Source organism: Bacillus sp. EB106-07-01-XG149 (assembly GCF_058791555.1).
The window spans coordinates 239,652-257,824 of record NZ_JBYTDP010000001.1 but is presented as its reverse complement, the minus strand read 5'-3'; the positions used below and the strand labels follow the sequence as shown (position 1 = coordinate 257,824).

The following is an 18,173-nucleotide window of genomic DNA, read 5'->3' as shown; positions in this document are numbered from 1 at the left end:
TATTCATTTCATCTATTCGTTAATCTTCAGACCAATTTCAAGCCCATGGAGAAATACTTGATGATTATCCAAACATAAAAACTGCTGAATCTCTTCAAATTTCATATGACCAATTGAACAAACGCCTAAATTCAATGTCTCAGCCACCATATTTAAGGTAGCAGTGATAATACCAGACTCAATACAAGCAAATAAATATCCATCTGAACCGTATTTCGGGATGGAAGCGTTCGCATTATAAACCAAATAAACTGAAAAGGCAGACTGAGTAAATAAATCTTGGTTAATTAACTCATGATCACTTTTGATTACTTGATCAATATTATTTACAATCACAAGACAGTTTTTTGATGGGTTATAATAATAAAACCCAGCTTTCATACCTTCTATACGTTTTGGTTTTATATAAACAAAGATATCAATAGGGTAGAGTCCGCCTGCACTTGCGTAATGATAGTATATATTTTCTTTCCTAACCTGTTTTAGAGTTGATATGAATTGGGAAAATTCTAAAAAACTAATATGTTTTTTCATATCAAATTGGCGACAAGACCTACGTTCCTTGATTATAGTGGGTAGATCATTTGTTGTTTCAAGTTGAATTTCGGTTGACCGCACAGCATGGTGCGTTCGATTCAATTGTTCACTCATATACTTATCTAAATCTTCTTTAGAAAAGCGCATCTGGTTGCTATATGGATTCGGAAAAATCTTTTCTTGTGTGGAAAAGACTTCTCTTGGGGGTAATATGTTACTTACTAACACACGTTTTTTTATCATAAGCTCTATTGTTTTTTGTGTCTCTTCTACATTTCCTAACGAAAAGTGCTCTACTAGTTCACTAATTTTCACACCTTTTTGAGTCAAAAAATAAAACTCAGGAAACCACTCAGACAGAACGCCTGTAAATCTTGTTTCCCCTATCAAAATTTGATTATGCAATTTCTCCCAATGCTTAATAGGAGACCAGAAATAAATTTGCTCGCTCATATAACCCTCCATAAATGTTTCACTTATTTTTAAAATACAATTTTCTAATCTACAAAAATAATCTTTAGATTCTGCCCCTTGTCTCATAGTGATTATAAATACATGTACTTCAACGAAGCTTGAGAATAATAAAATAACTTTTTCTTCATTAAATTTTTTTATTTCATCATAAAAAATGATTTTTTATTAGACATTTCACATCCTTTCCCATAGTAATCCTATAAGGTATAAACCATTTAGAACATTGAGAATTTTCATGTATTTCCAATGTGAAATTATTGTAATGGATTGGAAAGCAGATGGATATAGTTATTAAACACAATAATATTGAGAAAGTTTTATTTATTATATCGATAAAATTTTCTGATACGATTTATTACAAATAGATTAAGAAAAGAGTTTTAAATTTCCCTTTAGAAGTTAGTGTAAAAATATAACATACTATTGCATGCAAGTAAGTTACTTACATATCGTATTTAAAATAGAGAAAAGACACCTTGAATGGTATCTTTTCTCTATTTTAATTCCATATACTTTTTACGCCTTTACTATCTTTAAACGATTTGTAGGAATTAATACAACTCGAACCTCTAGTCCGTTATATGTTCGAATATGTAATGAAAATTATATAAATTAAGAATGTATTTCAGATAATTTTATAAATAAACGCAAAGACATCTTCTCTCCCAACTGTTACAATACCAATAATCTCTTGCCTATTTCTTTTATTAAATTGTAATATAATTACAGTATGTGAAATTATATTACATTAACTTTAAAAGCGAAGTGAAAACAACCTTCACTTCGCTTTTTTATTTGCAATCCTTATTCAATTTGCTTAATTCAGTATATATTTCCACATTATTTACTTTTATTTAATCGGTTTCTCCGTTTTTAAAACTAATGAACTTAACGCAGGAACTTTAATTTTATTATCATGGACAACGTAAAGTGTTTTACTGCCTGCCTGTTTACCGTCTACTAATACTTTCCAAGGACCTTTCGATGGAAGCGTTATTTCAACGATTTCTCTATTTGCATTGTGAGCCACCATAAAGTATTCGTTTTTATTACCATTTCCCTTTATTGAATAAGCCACAACATTTTTGGGAGTATCCATAAAAGCTATATGTTTTTTTATTTGTTCTGCAGATGTCATTCGAAAAGCTGAGTACTTTTTGCGTAAATCTATTAAACCCTTCATATATTCTACCTCATTATTAAATGCTGCACGGCGCAACCAGTCCATTTGGTTAATTGAATCAGGAGATTTATAACTGTTATGATCACCATATTTCGTGCGCATAAACTCTTGTCCTGCGTGTAAGAATGGAATACCTTGTGATGTTAATAAAATCGAAGAAGACAATTTGTGCATTTGTTTTCGCACTTCTTCACTGTCATCTGGATTAGTCAATTCAAGTTTGTCCCATAATGTATGATTATCATGTGCTTCCACATAAGTTAGCACCTGCTCCGGATCTTTATAAGTAGACGAATTTGTATCATAGTAAATGCCTGCCGTAATCCCTTTTTTAATGCGGTCTTCCATGTTGTCCTTTCCATTTACAAATCCATTTTCCTTCTCCTCAAATACACTACCTTTCAATCCATCACGTATATTATCGTTAAAATGAGCAATCCCTTTCATTTTCTCCGCATTTTTTTGATTTGCTTTCAACTCAGCTGCAAGAGGTGTATTTAAATCCCAACCTTCTCCATGCAGTATAATAGAAGGATCAATTTGATTAACAGCATTACGTATTTCATTCATTGTTTCATAATCATGGATACCCATTAAATCAAAACGGAATCCGTCTAAATTATATTCTTTTGCCCAGTATGTGACCGAATCCACCATAAATTTTCTCATCATTTTTCGTTCTGAAGCTGTATCATTTCCTACTCCAGTTCCATTTGCAAATGTTCCATCTTCATTGTAACGGTAATAATAACCTGGAACTAACTTATGAAAATTAGATTCAGCAGCATTATACATATGGTTATATACTACATCCATTACAACACGAAGATTATTATCATGCAGTGTTTGAATCATTTGCTTTAATTCAGTTATTCGAACAGTTGGCTCATATGGATTTGTAGAATAGGATCCTTCTGGAACGTTGAAATTTTTCGGATCATATCCCCAGTTATATTGTGGTTCGTTTAAATTCTCTTCATTTACTGATGCATAATCAAATATCGGTAAAAGCTGCACGTGCGTAACACCAAGATCTTTCATATGATCAAGGCCTGTTTTCACACCTTCAGGACCTCTTGTTCCTTTTTCTGTTACCCCTAAATATTTTCCTTTCTGTTTAATACCGCTTTCGGGCTGAATAGAAAGATCACGTACATGCAATTCATAAATAATAGCATCTTCCGAATTTTTAAATTTCGGCTTTTTGTTTGCCTTCCATTTTTTCGGATTTGTTTCTTCTATATCAACAATTGCACCTTTATCTCCATTTACAGAAGCAGCGTGTGCATACGGATCAACTGCTTCAGTCCACTTATCACCAATTTTCACCTTATACGTATAATAGAGCCCTTTTTGGTTCCCTTTAAGTTCTGCTTTCCAAGTTCCTTTTTCACCTTGTTGCATGTTTATTTCAGTACCTATTTTATCGTTCCACTTTTTATATGTAACTAACTTCGCTTCACTCGCAGTAGGAGCCCATACACGGAACTTCGTATGCTGAGGCGTATATATATTCCCTAAATCGTTACCACTATAATAAAATAATTTATCAAACTCTTCGTTACGAATGACTTTACCGATTTCAGTATTCGTATCAGCAACGTTTTCTATTTTAACTTTGTATGTCTGTTTTAAATCAATTTTCTGTTCTGTAATTATTTTTACCTTATTAGTAATATCTCCACTGTTTATATCATAAGGACTAATATCCTTAATTTTAATGCCTTCAATTTCAATATTCCGTTCTTTAATATGAAACGGGACATTAGTCGTTACAGTAATTTCATTAAAACTATCAATAGTTGCTTTTTGAATTGATAGATCCGAAGAAGGCTTAGAATTATATACTTTTTCATCACCAGAAAGAATCCATACTTCAGCACGACCGTCCTTTATATTTTCAATCCAACGATCGCCACCATCTTTTTCCCACTCATTCGTACGAATGATAAATCCTACACGATCATAGTCATCATCTATATTAATCTTAGCGTACTTTCCAAATTCATCTTCACCAGTAAATTCATATGATTTACCATTCGCATTTTCTCCCCATAACCAAAGGTTCCAATCCTTTGTATTTCCAGACTGTTCTTTGTAATGAATGATAACTTCAGTTGTTTTCGAATTTGAAACTGCCTTTACACTTTGAAAAGAGAAAACAGAGGATAACATAACGATTATAGTAAGTAATAAAACTGATTTGTTAATTAATCTTTTTATCATTTGCACCACATACACCCTTTCTTTAAATAGTACGCACGATTTAATATGTTCGTACTAAATTACACTACTTAAATTAATCTAGAAATCTCTTTTATTTCACCCCCCATATTGGCAATTTTTACATATGGATTTCCATGATCTTTTTAATGCGAAAACGTTTGCATTAATGTTTAAAAAAATAGATTTTTTTATGTCTACATATATTTGTAAATACTAAAAGATCAGGGAAATCATTTTAAAGCAATCGTTTGTTATCGCTTTCATTTTATAGCACTTTCTATTAAGAGGTCAATATATTATTAATTTTCTGTTTTTATATACTTTAAACCTTATATATGTGTCGTAACTTCATAAAGATAGACAACCTAATTATTGCTTATTAAGTGTATTTTCAATCATACATTGCTGTATAAAAAACAGCTACTATCTTTAAAATGACAGTAGCTGTTTTTCATAACGTAATAATATATGAATGAAAACTATATTTCTAACTTACTTAATTTTCGCTGCATCAAATGCCTTTTGAACTGCTTGAACTTCAGCAGTATTTGCTCCATATTTATTAGTTGCCACTCGAATACATGCTGATCTCAATTCTTTAAAATTAGAAGTCATGTTTAACTCATCTGTATTTGCATAATAGAAGATATCAAACATTTTATCTTCACCAATCCCTTTAACAGTTACACCGTTATGAGTTCCACCTTTTGCAATGAGATATGCAATTTTATTAATAATACTTGAATTAAAATGAACGCCACCTTGATCCCATCCATTAAAATCGTTAAATTCACTGTAATCATCTGGATAAGGTACTCCAAGTGAAGATGGAACAGAAGCCGGGTTTTCCATATCACGGAAAACAGATCCAGTTTGTTCTCCCATCGTCCAGTTAAAGCTTCCATTATTTACGTATTTCTCAATAGATGTTCCCATAATATCAGATAGCGCCTCATTAATCGCACCAGATTCACCGTAATATTCAAGATTAGATTCGCTAGAAGTAACTGCATGTGTAAATTCATGGCCAGCTACGTCGTAAGCTTTAACGATAGGATCTCCGTATACAAGCATACTTCCATTATTCGCACTTAATGCATTCTGCCAATTTTTCGGATCATTCGTATCTCCAGAATCCCAAGCATGTACAACTGAAACTACCTTTTGTCCCTTATTATCAAAGCTATTACGCTTGTATTTATCTTTATAAAAATCAAATACTTTTGTTGCTAAGTAATGAGCACTTACTGCTTTTGGATCGTTAAATGTTGTCGAAGTACTAGTTGCTAATGTACCAGGATAATAGCTTTCTTCTTTAGTAATGTCTCTATAATTCACATCATATGTTTCAATTCCTTGCCCTCTTGTATAATCAGCAAGAGCATATTTGCCATTACTTTGTTGAGAGATTCCAAATGTACGTGATATACCTAAATCATCTTTTCCTGTTCCAGTTAATGATGTAAGATTGCTTTTTTTACTTTTCTTTAATGCTCCAACTAGTTTTTCACTTGCTTTTAAGTTAGATTCTTGTAACATATTTTTTAACATATCACCATTTTGTGCATTTACTAAATAAGTTCCGGAAACATATTTTGGTGTTGCAGCTTCAAATGTAACCTGGTATGCATTGCTAGCTTGTCCATTATTTTCATCAACAAAAATAACTTCTTTAACTTCTGGCTCAGAAATAAAATTGATATCGTTCCCGTACTTCGTATAAATATATTGTTTTGCTTCATCTTTTGATAGATTAATAGGTTTTTTCAATTCTTCTTGTTTTAAATTTTGCGCGCTATCGCCTGAAACACTTTTAATAACACCGTTATTATCTACGTGTGCAGTTAATTGATGGCCATATACTTCTTTTCCTTCGTATGTTTGCTGTATACGTACAAGTGTAGTTCCATCATATGAACCACGTTTTTGAAGAACTTTATAATCTACTCCTGTTTCTCCATTGACTTGCTTTGGAGAAAGGGCTTGTTCTGTTTTCTCCTTAAGAGCATCTTTTACTACATTCTCTGGTGCCTTTTGTGACGGTTGTGTAAGTTCACCTGAACGGAACGATTCTTCCTGAATTTGAACTTGTAGTTGATCTGTTTCCTCAGCATGACCTACTCCGTATGGTGCTACAGCTGTTAAAGCTAAGCCTGTTGTTAATGCTACCTTAGTTAATGTCTTTTTGTTTTTCATTTTTTCACCTCGTATAATTTTTGAAATAGAAAGCTTGTACAAAGTATACTGTCTATTCCTGTCGGAAAAAAGAGAAAATACACAATTTATGTAACATTATGCAAAATTACATATATGTGGTCGATGATATAAATAAAGAACGACACATATATGTATATTAATTTCAATAAAACAGAGCTCTTTTAGGCGCTCATCCAATTGGTTAGTTGTTAATTATCTATATTCATTCTAATCAAAGTACCCTTACATCTAAATAACAACATAAAAACCCACTCTTTACTATTTTAAGAGTAGGTTTAATGCTATTAAAATAACAATTATTATAGGACATCTTATAATTTATATTACTTATTTAAACTTATATTTCGGACATGAAGTTGATTTAGGATAAAGATGGATCAAATGAATACTAATGACCTTGATAAACAAGAAAAAGAAAGTGCGTGTTTTGTTTTATGATATATATAGTATATAAATACTTTAGTGAGGCAGCGCATCTACAATTTAGATTTTTTAATATAATGTTTTTATGTATATAGCTACATGGATTGTAACATCATGAGATAGCTGAAGTCTCATATGAGTTTCAGGCTTTTTTATTTTGTCAAAAATATCTTTAATTTGTCTCCCATTTAAATATAGTAAAGGACACATCTTTTGCATGTTATTAGCTCAAGGTATGTTCTTTTAAAGCATATTATAAATATGCATAGTAAGAAATAAAACCAAAATTATTCAAATAAAAAATCCCCCGGATTTGTTTAATGATCCAGGGGACTTTTTATCGTTGATTCTTTATATTTCCATACCAATCACAAACTTTTTTTAGGTTAATGGTATGTCCAAGTTTAATAGTTTTTTGCACGAAAGCTATCTATTTTATATTTATTTAATTATCCTACTAAGTTTTTTGTAAAATTCACCTTTTCTTTTTACATGATTAAACTGATTTGGATTAATATTAGCTTTTTGTGAGAGTGCTACAATCTCTTCTTTTGTAATTGAATCTTTAGTATTTATAGATGCTATATTTGTATATTTTCCATCTTCAGTTTTTGGAATTTCTAAAATCCCTTTATTTACAAGATCCACTACAGCCTTATGCTCTGAAGAATGTGTATTCACGCCAGTAATTTTCCAATTATGCATAACTTTTGGTGTGTATACACCATTCTTTACCTCTTTTAAATATGTAATAGCAAGGTTACGAATGGTTCCACCAGTTTCCCCGAATGCATTCTCTTGTTTAGATGACCAAATTTGTTCAAACTTACGCCCCTCTAAAGCTCCACCTTTTGCCTGAAGAGCCTCCATTCTATATGCATTCATTCCTAGTGTCATAACATCGTTCGTTTTGATTGGTTTATTTGTACGAATAGAACGTAAATTTGTAATTCTACTTCCATATGGTTTTGTTAAGTCAATTTCATATTTTACGCCTCCAAAGAAATCATTCGTACTGTATTTAGAAGCACGACGGGTTTTATCAAAGCTAACTGTTACATCTCCGGCACGAGATGAGTTAAAGTACCCTGCCGCCCATTCCATATAGTCTTTTAAGTCTTTCCCAGTTACCTTATATACCGTAATTTCTCCCAAAGCATATTGATAATTATACGCAATATCTTTTTTCTTAATAGGACCTACATCCAAACGGGCATTATCGTTATCAATTTGATGGGCTACTACATCTGCTTTGCTGTAGTAGAGCATGACTTCATGAAAGAAATCCGATAAAGGTGTCTCTTGAATCTGCACACCTGGAATACCTTTTATTTCATTTTCAGGAACAAGGTTTCTACCCTTTAATTGAGCGACTACAACATTTGCATCTCCCCTCGCATACTCGTGAAAAGGTGTGAGTGTGTCTTCAAGTGTAGGATCAGATACTACTGTTGTTCCATCAGTATTTTTTACAGGTATAGCGGTAGCAGTTTTATCTTTTAGAACCAGCTTTCCATCTTGCTTTGTAAAATTAAGGTCAATACGTGAGATATGTGTTCCATATTTATCTGGTTCTGTAATAATGACACCATTTACAACTTCTTTTTTAACAAGCTTATGCATATGAGCTGCAAAAATAGCGCTTAGTTCCGGACAAGCATTCGCAATATCTTGAACACCAGTACCAGGGATTCCATTCTCATTTTCTAGTCCCATATGCATAACACCTACCATTACATCTACTTTACCTTCTAACTCTTTAATGGCCTTCCTTGTCTCTTCTACTGGATTTTTCACTACCAATCCATCCAAATGATCTGTCCCTTTTTCAAAATCACTAATCATTGGTGTATTCATACCAATAATCCCGACTTTAATTCCACCTTTTTCAACAATTGTATATGCAGGAAGAAAACGCTCTCCATTTTCCTTGTAAATATTTCCTGCTAACGTCTTTCCCTTATATTGCTCACTAACTTTTTTCAATGTATCTAATCCAAAGTTAAATTCATGATTTCCAAATGCCCAAGCATCATATCCCATTGCATTCATCGCTACCATCATTGGCGATTGTGGCTGATCATTGAATAATTCTACTGAGTTTCCTTGGATTGTATCCCCAGCATCTACTAATATGGTATTGGGATTTTCTTGACGCACCTTCTTTATAACCGTATAAAGCTGTGTTAAACTTCCGCTCGTATTTGCACCATCGAGCGCATAATCCCAGGGCATAAATCTACCATGAATATCTGCAGTACCTAACAATGTAATATTAACATCAGATTCCTCAGCCTTAGAAATAGCTGGTTTGGCTGTTACTGCTGTTACAATAAGCATAAGAATAATAAAATAGCATACATAGTTCTTCCATTTCATTTTTTGCATAATAACAATATTTCTCCCCTTTTTGTACTGCTATAAAGTAGCTTGAACTTTAAAAATGTAACTTATTATTCGGAAAAATTCAACTGCAAAAGATAATTTTGGAGGTGGTTCTGCTGTGAAAATATAGAGAATAAAATGCATATCCCCCCTAGCAGAATAGTATTTACTTCTTCCTCTAACGTGTGAAGAGCGCTAAACCAACGGTAGATGTATATGTACTGTCAAAATTATGGACATATAACTCATTTCCAGAAATCATTATAACTTAAAGATATAGTATGTAATGCTAATTACATTTTCGGATTTCATTGCTAATTTATTTCCTTCTAAATGAAAATGCTGAGATCACTTCCAAAAATAATAACCCCGTTCTTCATTTAAGACGGGGTTACACTTATACAGCAATTCGGATTCGTTTTTTTGAATGTTCGTTTCCTATTCAAGAGTAAGATCTGCTAGTTTCGTATTTTCTTCTGCTTATTGGTTGCTTTCAACTAAATTCATCATAATTTTAATTAAGACTTGTATTTTATCACTCAAACCCTTGATGCTATCTTAAATCGCTCAATAAATAGATAATAATTTTTACTTTTCAACTTCACAAAGCAATTTGACCTCTTTGATTTGTTCTATATGACGCTGTTCATGCAAATAGATTAATTCTATCCACTGATCAAGAAGTAATTCTCCAAGAGCTGGATGCATCACTGATTTTTTTGCCAATTTAGATTCATCTTCTATTGTACTCAGAAAACGCATTAATTCTTTTCTAGAGTCGTTTAACAAATCAACCATTTGCAGCACTTCAAATGGTTCTATACTTGGTTCAATCATTTCTGGTGCTATAAATTTTATCGATCTATCTAATACAATAGTATGAATTTCTTTACGCTCATTTTGGAAACTATCCATCTTTTTTAATCCTGACGAAATAACCGTTATAACTCTCTCATCTAATAAAACTAAGTGATGACAAACTTGTGCTATACTCCATTTATCCTTATCTGGTTTTCTATTAAATTGAGCATCACTTAACAAAGTAATTTCCTCAAATAATTGATTTCTCGTTTTATAAAACTTGTCCTTTACAAATGTGTTCATGTGAATTCTCCTTTCATTAGAACCTATATACTTAGATTCCTGCGTTAGAAATATTCTCTATAGAAGAAAGATTTTCCTTCACTACTATTTCAATCAAATCTTTTCTTGCTTTAATAGTTTCTCTAATTCACGACAAAATATATGAGTTTTCTCAACATCCTTGAAGATTTCCTTGAGGTTATCATGTGCTACAGCTACACCATAATACTTTCCACGGAATCCTTTCAATACAACTACATAAAACGTTCCTAATTATCAATCTAGCATTAAATAAATGTAAAAAATGCCCCTATTCATTCATTTTTCATGCGTATGTATGTACATTTGTTAATTTATTCGATATATTATGTGTATTGAATAATTACGAAAAGCTTATTGGTCGCTAAAAAACACCTTATATTTTTATATCCGAGAAAACTACAAAATGTATAAAATTCCATTTGTCAAATGAATTTAATGCGGAAGGAGGTTTGTGGTTACTTCATCGGGATATAATAATCAGTTTTGAACTGATAAAAATATAGGAGGCGACATAATGTTTCGTACGATTTCAAATTTCATGAGAGTAGCTGAGATAAGAAACAAAATTCTTTTTACACTAGCGATGCTAATTGTTTTTCGAATTGGCACGTTTATTCCAGTTCCTCATACTAACGCAGAGGTATTAAAAGTACAAGATCAAGCTAACGTTTTAGGTATGCTAAACGTATTTGGCGGAGGAGCACTGCAACACTTCTCAATCTTCGCTGTAGGTATTACACCATATATTACAGCTTCCATCATAGTACAATTACTACAAATGGACGTTATACCTAAATTTTCGGAATGGGCAAAGCAAGGAGAAATGGGCCGTAAGAAATCAGCTCAATTCACTCGATACTTTACAATCATTCTCGCCTTCATACAAGCCATTGGGATGTCTTATGGCTTTAATAATATAGCAGGTGGACAATTAATAACAGATCAAAGCTGGACTACATACTTATTTATTGCGACAGTTTTAACTGCAGGTACTGCATTTTTACTTTGGTTAGGTGAACAAATTACCGCTAATGGAGTAGGTAATGGTATTTCGATGATTATCTTCGCAGGACTTGTTGCGGCGATTCCAAATGTTGCGAATCAAATTTATTTGCAACAATTTCAAAATGCAGGCGATCAATTATTCATGCACATCATAAAGATGGTCTTAATTGGTCTCGTAATTTTAGCGATAGTTGTTGGCGTTATTTACATTCAACAAGCTGTGCGTAAAATACCGATTCAATATGCAAAAGCTGTTTCAGGAAACAATCAATATCAAGGAGCAAAAAACACTCATTTACCTCTTAAAGTAAATAGTGCTGGTGTAATTCCAGTTATCTTTGCTTCCGCATTTTTAATGACGCCGCGTACAATTGCGCAGCTCTTCCCTGATTCAAGCGTATCGCAATGGTTAGTTGCAAATCTTGATTTCGCACATCCAATTGGAATGACGCTTTATGTCGGTCTGATCGTTGCTTTTACATACTTCTACGCATTTATTCAAGTAAACCCTGAACAAATGGCTGAGAATTTGAAAAAGCAAAATGGCTATGTGCCTGGTATTCGTCCTGGTAAATCCACAGAACAATATGTAACTAAAATTTTATACCGTTTAACATTTATCGGTGCAATTTTCTTAGGGGCAATTTCAATTTTACCGCTCGTATTCACGAAAATTGCTACATTACCACCTTCTGCACAAATCGGTGGTACAAGCTTACTTATCATCGTCGGTGTAGCACTTGAAACAATGAAGACTTTAGAAAGTCAGCTTGTAAAACGTCATTATAAAGGGTTTATCAATAAAGCGAATTAAGTAAAAAACACAGTTGGTTATTTTTCCAACTGTGTTTTTAATTCTACTACCTCTAATTTTCCCACTAATGTATCAATCACTTTTTCTAAGTTCACTATTTTTTCTTCTAATGCTTGAATGCGTTTTTCGCTATCCTCTACATTATTATATTTTAACTCATCATTGGACGATTTGAACTGCTCCCATAATTCGAAAATAGTATTTTCAGTAGGTGATTTTGATTTTTCACCACTACTGGTTGCATCTTTATTTGATTCTAATTCAAATTGAAGTTCATATGTATTTCCAGTTAACTCTTTAGCTATTTCCGCAATTAAATCTTTATAAGACTTTTCAACCCATCCTTGTTGGAATTCGTTTTCAAAATAAATGATTAATGAATTTTCATTTATTCTGGCTGTCGTTTCTTTAACCCATGTTTCATATGAAGGTCTTGAAATTATTAATTGCATTTTACCTTTTATTTCATTCCAAATTGTATTGGGTTCTTCTTGTCCGGAAGTGAGTGGATTATTTTGCATATGATGAATATGTGTGATAGAAGTGGTTTTTGATTCTATTTCAAACCATATTTGATATTCTTCATTAGTAATTTTCTGTACGGTACTTGAAATTATATTTTTATACTCACCTTCAAGCAAATCACGATGAAACGCATCCTCACAAAAGATTATTAATGTATTATCTTCTATAGTAGCATTTGTATTTCTAACCCAGGTTATAAATGTTTTCTCTGCTAATTTTGGCCTTAACGCTTTCTTTACTTCATCCCAGCTATTTAGCTTTTTTTTTGGAACATCTTTCAACTTTGATGGTTCGTCATTACATAGATCAAACTGAATTTCAAACGTCGTATTAAACATTTCTCTTAATGTATGAAATACTAATTCTTTGTAGTGAGATTCTAACCAGTCACGAGCAAATTCATTTGGACAATAAATTGTTAATATATCATCCTCTAAATAAACAGTAGTATTAGTAAACCAAGTTTCATATGATGGTTTTGAAATTTGCGGTCGAATTTTTTCCTTTACTTCAGTCCAATTCATTTTCATAATAACTCCCCTCTTTTTACAGTTCTCTTTCATATAGCTTAATAATATTACGCCTTTCCAATAAATAAAGTCAATCCGTATCATGAATAAAATTCAAGCAGCCCTGTTATATACAGGGCTGCTTCTTTATACAACTACATTTCCTTCTCAAATAATTTCCCTTGTTTGAAATAGCTCCGGAGTGTGGATCGATTAGCTAAAAATACACCAACCAAAATAAAACAAGCACCTATTCCCATTGTAGGGTTTAAAGGTTCTCCTAATATGATATATCCTACTATAATAGCAATTAGCGGTGATACATATAACCACGTTGACGGGAATACAGGGTTTGTTTTTGATAAGAGCCAATAATATAATCCGTGCCCACCAATTGATCCGATAAAGATAAGATATAAAATAGGCCACTGTACACTCCATGAAGCTAATACAGATACATTCGGTTGTTCTACTATGACGGATATGATTAGTAATAAAACTCCTCCGTAAAACATTTGAATACCATTAATGAGAAATGGTGAAACACTTTGTAAATCCGAAAGTATTTCTTTTGAGCGAATAGAGCCTATTCCGTAAAATAACTCTCCTATTATTAAAACAAAACAAGCGATACTCCATATGAGACTTATTTCTTGGTGCGTTCCTGGTAAAGAAACAAAAATAACACCTATTAGTGCAATAATTAATGCTACGAGTTGCTCTTTTTGTAATTTTTCCTTATTTCTCTTTGCCTGTAATAATAAAATCATCATCGGCCCCGTAGCAGAAAGTACAGCAGCTAATCCTGAAGAAATATATTGTTCCGCCCAGTACAATGTAGCGAATGTCATAAACGTTAAGCAAAAACCAGCATATATAATACGTTTTGAAAATACATGTGGCATAATTTCTTTTCGCTTTAACTTAAATATAATTATCAGAATTACGCCTGCTAAAAAGAAACGAATTCCTGCTGAAAATAATGGGGGCGCTCCTGCTTCAATTCCCATTTTTATCGTTAAAAATGTTGTTCCGAAAATAATACATACTAAAATATAATTGAAAATGACCATTTTTCTTCCTCCTTTTTACTCTTAACATGAGTATAGAAGGTATGGTGTATAACAGTGTATCTATGTATATAACAGTTACTTAAAATTGTAGTTGATTCTCTTTATATTTTTCGCTTTAATAAAATAAAAACGAAAAAGGTGAAACCATGAAGATTGTCCTTCGTAAAGAATCCAACATACCGTATTACCAACAAATATATATGCAAATCGTTGAAAGAGTACTAAGTGGCATGCTTGCGCATGGTGACCCCCTTCCATCTTTACGCTCTATGGCCGAAGATTTGCAGATTAGCCTATTAACTGTTCGTAAGGCATATAAGCAATTAGAAAAGAAAGAATATATACGCATTGAGCAAGGAAAAGGTGCTTATATACATAAACATGTAAAGAAAGATTTCAAACCAATTCCGTACAAATGGCAACAAACGAAAACGATTAATGTTATGCGATCTCAATATGCAATGAATCAGCACCGAAAATATTACGATTTTTCACAAGCAATTTTATATCCTCGTTTATTGCCAAATCCATTCTTAGCAGACGAAATGCATAAAATACTTAATAAAGACCAGATGATCCTAGCAACTTATGGGCCAGTACAGGGTGATTATGAACTGCGAGTTGAAATAGCAAATTACTTAAGTGAACACCAAAATTTAGTGACCGATCCATCTCAATTATTAATTACAAGCGGAGCACAACAAGGAATTGATTTAATTGCTCAAACATTATTAAAACCTGGTGATATTGTATTAGTGGAAAGTCCTTGTTACAGTTCTGCACTTGATATTTTCATCAATAAAGGCGCTAAAATTATACCAGTTTCTCTTGATAATCATGGAGTTCGATCCGACTTAATCGATGATATTTGTCAAAGTAAAAATCCCGTATTATTGTATACGAATCCAACTTTCCAGAACCCGACAGGTACAGTAATGAGTAATGAAAGGCGAATGGAACTTATAGAATTAGCAGAGCTATATGAGTTTTTTATAATTGAAGATGATTCTTTCGGAGAAATATATTTTGAGGGTGCTACTATTCCCCCTCCTATCAAAAATTTTGATACGAACGGTCATGTAATATATATAAAAGGATTTAGTAAAACGTTAGCACCAGGATTGCGTATCGCATCTCTTATTGCCGATGGGCCTATTTTTGAATGGTTATATGCTGTAAAAGGTTCAATGGATATCGGTAGTCCTTTATTAACGCAAAAAGCACTCCTTCCTTTTTTACGTGCAGAACGTATGAAAAATCATTTAGAAAAATTACGTACGGCTCTACAAATTAGACGTGATATAACGATTGATATGTTATCACCACTTAAAGAATTACGATTTGAAATACCAAATGGTGGCTTTAATTTATGGATTACACTTCCTGATTCGATAGATTCCTTTACCTTATTACAAAAAGCAAATGAAGTAGATGTCTCTTTTTTACCAGGAACAGCTTGTCTATTAAATACCGATATAAGTAATAATCAATTACGGATTAGCTACTCAATGTTAAATGAAAAAGATATGTTGATTGGTTTAGAGAAATTACATGATACAATACGAAATTGTATATTATTGAAATAACATTACATGTCCAATAATAAATACTATCCCAAAATAAAAATGTGAATTTTGGGATAGTATTTATTTCTAAGTTTTTTCCTGGTTCAACTTCACTTTCTCTACAAGCCACTATATTCATTATCCTCCGACTTTCATTACAATTTTACCTCTAACATGTTGACCTTCACTCAAAATATGAGCTTCTCTAACCCCCTCTTCATTAAACGGCACAACTTTACTTATAATTGGTTTTATTTTTCCGTGTACAATTAATTTTGATAATGCTTCTAATTGCTTTCCGTTTGGTTTTAGCCATAAAAACCCTGATTTTATCCCTTTTACTTTTTGAATTGGCTCATGAACAATCGAAACTAACACACCACCAGCTTTTATAATTTGAAAGCTTTTCTTTTGTACTTCACCACCTATTGTATCTAATACAATATCGAAATCTGATAGTAATTCTTCAAATTTATCTTTTTTATAATCAATAACGAGATCTGCTCCTAAAGACTTTAAAAACTCTTCATTCTTACTACTTGCAGTTGTTGCAACAAAAGCTCCAAATGATTTTGCGATTTGGATTGCCAAACTTCCAACTCCACCAGCTCCAGCATGAATGAGTACTCGGTCATGTTCTTTTATTTTTGCGTAATCTACAAGACTTTGCCACGCTGTAAGTCCTACCAGAGGAATAGAAGCTGCCTCTTCATAACTTAGATTAGTAGGCATATAGGATACTAAATCCGATTTTACTGTAATGAATTCAGCATAAGAGCCCTTCCCTATATTTTCAGGTTTCGTAAATACTTTATCTCCTACTTTGAAGCACTCTACCTCTTCCCCAACTTCTTCAATAACCCCAGCTACATCTAACCCTAAAATAATTGGAAATGAAAATCGTAACTGTTCTTGTAAGTCTCCTTTTCTTATTTTCCAATCAACAGGATTAATAGATGTTGCGAGAATGCGTATTAATACCTCGTTATCTTTAACAACCGGTTTTAAAACTTGTCTTTCTTTTAATTCTTCAACATTACCATATTGATCTATAACAATTGCTTTCATTTCCATTCCTCCTTGCTATTTATTTTAATAACATACAAATATTTCTCAAAATTTTTTGCCTTGAATGGCTATATACTTATTTTTAGGGGTTATTGCACTATTAATTCCAAAACGAAACTTACATACACCTTAGAATCACTCAACATTGTATTTTTAATGAAATTCAAAAGAAATGGGGAAAACTCTATGACTGAAAAGATATTTAAAATAAACGGGATTGATATATGTACAGAAAGCTTTGGGAACCCTAAAAACCCAGCTATTTTATTAATTATGGGCGCTACGTGTTCAATGGTTTATTGGGATGAAGAGTTTTGTGAACAGTTGGCTAACACGGGGAAATTTGTTATTCGTTTTGATAACCGTGATGTGGGATGCTCTGTTACATATGAGCCTGGAACTTCCAATTATACAGTTACAAATATGGCTGAAGATGCAATTGGGGTACTCGATGCTTATCATATTGATAAAGCACATCTATTTGGTATGTCATTAGGTGGTATGATCGCTCAAATTGCTGCTGTAAAACATCCCGAAAGAATTTTAACGTTAACATTATTAGCTACAAGTGTGATAGGCTCTGACGATAACACGCGCGATTTACCTCCGATGGACGAAAGAATTTTAACACATCACGCAAATGGCACGCATTTAGATTGGACAAATGAAAATGTTGTAGCAGAATATTTAGTTTCCGGATCTCGCCTTTTATGTGGATCCAAACGAACATTTGATGAAAAAAGAGTCTATAATCAAGTAAAACAAGAAATAGAACGAGCAAATAATCTATTAAGTATGTTTAATCACGCTTTACTTCAAGGGGATGATGCTTATGAAGGTGTGCTTCACTCCATACAAGCACCTACATTAGTTATTCACGGAACAGACGATACAGCACTCCCTTTTGAACATGGTCTCGCACTTATTGATGAAATTCCTAACTCATTGCTATTAACCCTTGAAGGCGCAGGACATGAAAATCATCCTGATGACTGGGAAGACATACTTCATGCAGTTACTGAACATACATCTAAAATATAGATA

General features: G+C 32.6%; 11 protein-coding genes. 3 read left to right on the top strand and 8 right to left on the bottom strand.

What is annotated here, in order from left to right; genetic code table 11:
* Window positions 1-12: 12 nt before the first annotated feature.
* The 5 genes from AC3WTA_RS01365 to AC3WTA_RS01345 all read right to left on the bottom strand — a co-directional run bounded on the left by AC3WTA_RS01365 (window position 13) and on the right by AC3WTA_RS01345 (window position 10,549).
* Entirely contained in the window at window positions 13-990 is a 978-nt protein-coding gene (locus AC3WTA_RS01365) for a SagB/ThcOx family dehydrogenase (RefSeq protein ID WP_000003215.1), read from the bottom strand.
* A gap of 871 nt (window positions 991-1,861) precedes the next feature.
* Window positions 1,862-4,426, bottom strand: coding sequence for a type I pullulanase (gene pulA / locus AC3WTA_RS01360; RefSeq protein ID WP_001177928.1), 2,565 nt, complete (start codon window positions 4,424-4,426; stop codon window positions 1,862-1,864).
* 486 nt (window positions 4,427-4,912) lie between these two features.
* Window positions 4,913-6,616 carry a M4 family metallopeptidase gene (locus tag AC3WTA_RS01355; RefSeq protein WP_000791435.1) on the bottom strand — a complete coding sequence of 568 codons (1,704 nt, stop codon included), beginning with the start codon at window positions 6,614-6,616 and terminating at the stop codon, window positions 4,913-4,915.
* 885 nt (window positions 6,617-7,501) lie between these two features.
* Window positions 7,502-9,448 carry a bifunctional metallophosphatase/5'-nucleotidase gene (locus AC3WTA_RS01350; protein WP_001171067.1) on the bottom strand — a complete coding sequence of 649 codons (1,947 nt, stop codon included), beginning with the start codon at window positions 9,446-9,448 and terminating at the stop codon, window positions 7,502-7,504.
* A gap of 585 nt (window positions 9,449-10,033) precedes the next feature.
* Window positions 10,034-10,549, bottom strand: a complete 516-nt coding sequence (locus AC3WTA_RS01345; protein ID WP_001091622.1) for a DinB family protein — start codon at window positions 10,547-10,549, stop codon at window positions 10,034-10,036.
* Between the two features lie 535 nt (window positions 10,550-11,084).
* Between AC3WTA_RS01345 and secY the strand changes: the two genes are divergently transcribed.
* Window positions 11,085-12,389 (top strand): preprotein translocase subunit SecY, encoded by a 1,305-nt coding sequence (gene secY / locus AC3WTA_RS01340; RefSeq protein WP_000490105.1) that lies wholly within the window; start codon window positions 11,085-11,087, stop codon window positions 12,387-12,389.
* A gap of 17 nt (window positions 12,390-12,406) precedes the next feature.
* Here secY and AC3WTA_RS01335 read toward each other — a convergent pair whose 3' ends face one another.
* Both AC3WTA_RS01335 and AC3WTA_RS01330 read right to left on the bottom strand, forming a co-directional pair.
* The gene (locus tag AC3WTA_RS01335) at window positions 12,407-13,444 is read right to left on the bottom strand and encodes a DnaA N-terminal domain-containing protein (protein WP_000783728.1); all 1,038 of its coding nucleotides are present in this window, start codon (window positions 13,442-13,444) and stop codon (window positions 12,407-12,409) included.
* 134 nt (window positions 13,445-13,578) lie between these two features.
* Window positions 13,579-14,496 (bottom strand): DMT family transporter, encoded by a 918-nt coding sequence (locus AC3WTA_RS01330; RefSeq protein ID WP_000234370.1) that lies wholly within the window; start codon window positions 14,494-14,496, stop codon window positions 13,579-13,581.
* 146 nt (window positions 14,497-14,642) lie between these two features.
* Between AC3WTA_RS01330 and pdxR the strand changes: the two genes are divergently transcribed.
* Entirely contained in the window at window positions 14,643-16,082 is a 1,440-nt protein-coding gene (gene pdxR, locus AC3WTA_RS01325; RefSeq protein ID WP_098098183.1) for a MocR-like pyridoxine biosynthesis transcription factor PdxR, read from the top strand.
* Window positions 16,083-16,199: 117 nt separating this feature from the next.
* Here the strand turns inward: pdxR and AC3WTA_RS01320 are convergent, their stop codons facing one another.
* On the bottom strand, window positions 16,200-17,129 hold the full coding sequence (locus AC3WTA_RS01320) for an NADP-dependent oxidoreductase (protein WP_000644556.1): 930 nt from the start codon (window positions 17,127-17,129) through the stop codon (window positions 16,200-16,202).
* Between the two features lie 186 nt (window positions 17,130-17,315).
* Between AC3WTA_RS01320 and mleBCA the strand changes: the two genes are divergently transcribed.
* Complete coding sequence (mleBCA, locus tag AC3WTA_RS01315; protein WP_000136590.1) at window positions 17,316-18,170, top strand: BCA family alpha/beta fold macrolide esterase; 855 nt, start codon at window positions 17,316-17,318, stop codon at window positions 18,168-18,170.
* Window positions 18,171-18,173 lie beyond the last annotated feature (3 nt).

Excerpts from the sequence above, each read along its gene's own strand:
- AC3WTA_RS01365 (WP_000003215.1), bottom strand. The coding sequence starts at position 990 with ATGAGCGAGCAAATTTATTTCTGGTCTCCTATTAAGCATTGGGAGAAA.
- AC3WTA_RS01355 (WP_000791435.1), bottom strand. The coding sequence starts at position 6,616 with ATGAAAAACAAAAAGACATTAACTAAGGTAGCATTAACAACAGGCTTA.
- AC3WTA_RS01350 (WP_001171067.1), bottom strand. The coding sequence starts at position 9,448 with ATGCAAAAAATGAAATGGAAGAACTATGTATGCTATTTTATTATTCTT.
- AC3WTA_RS01345 (WP_001091622.1), bottom strand. The coding sequence starts at position 10,549 with ATGAACACATTTGTAAAGGACAAGTTTTATAAAACGAGAAATCAATTA.
- secY (WP_000490105.1), top strand. The coding sequence starts at position 11,085 with ATGTTTCGTACGATTTCAAATTTCATGAGAGTAGCTGAGATAAGAAAC.
- AC3WTA_RS01335 (WP_000783728.1), bottom strand. The coding sequence starts at position 13,444 with ATGAAAATGAATTGGACTGAAGTAAAGGAAAAAATTCGACCGCAAATT.
- AC3WTA_RS01330 (WP_000234370.1), bottom strand. The coding sequence starts at position 14,496 with ATGGTCATTTTCAATTATATTTTAGTATGTATTATTTTCGGAACAACA.
- pdxR (WP_098098183.1), top strand. The coding sequence starts at position 14,643 with ATGAAGATTGTCCTTCGTAAAGAATCCAACATACCGTATTACCAACAA.
- AC3WTA_RS01320 (WP_000644556.1), bottom strand. The coding sequence starts at position 17,129 with ATGAAAGCAATTGTTATAGATCAATATGGTAATGTTGAAGAATTAAAA.
- mleBCA (WP_000136590.1), top strand. The coding sequence starts at position 17,316 with ATGACTGAAAAGATATTTAAAATAAACGGGATTGATATATGTACAGAA.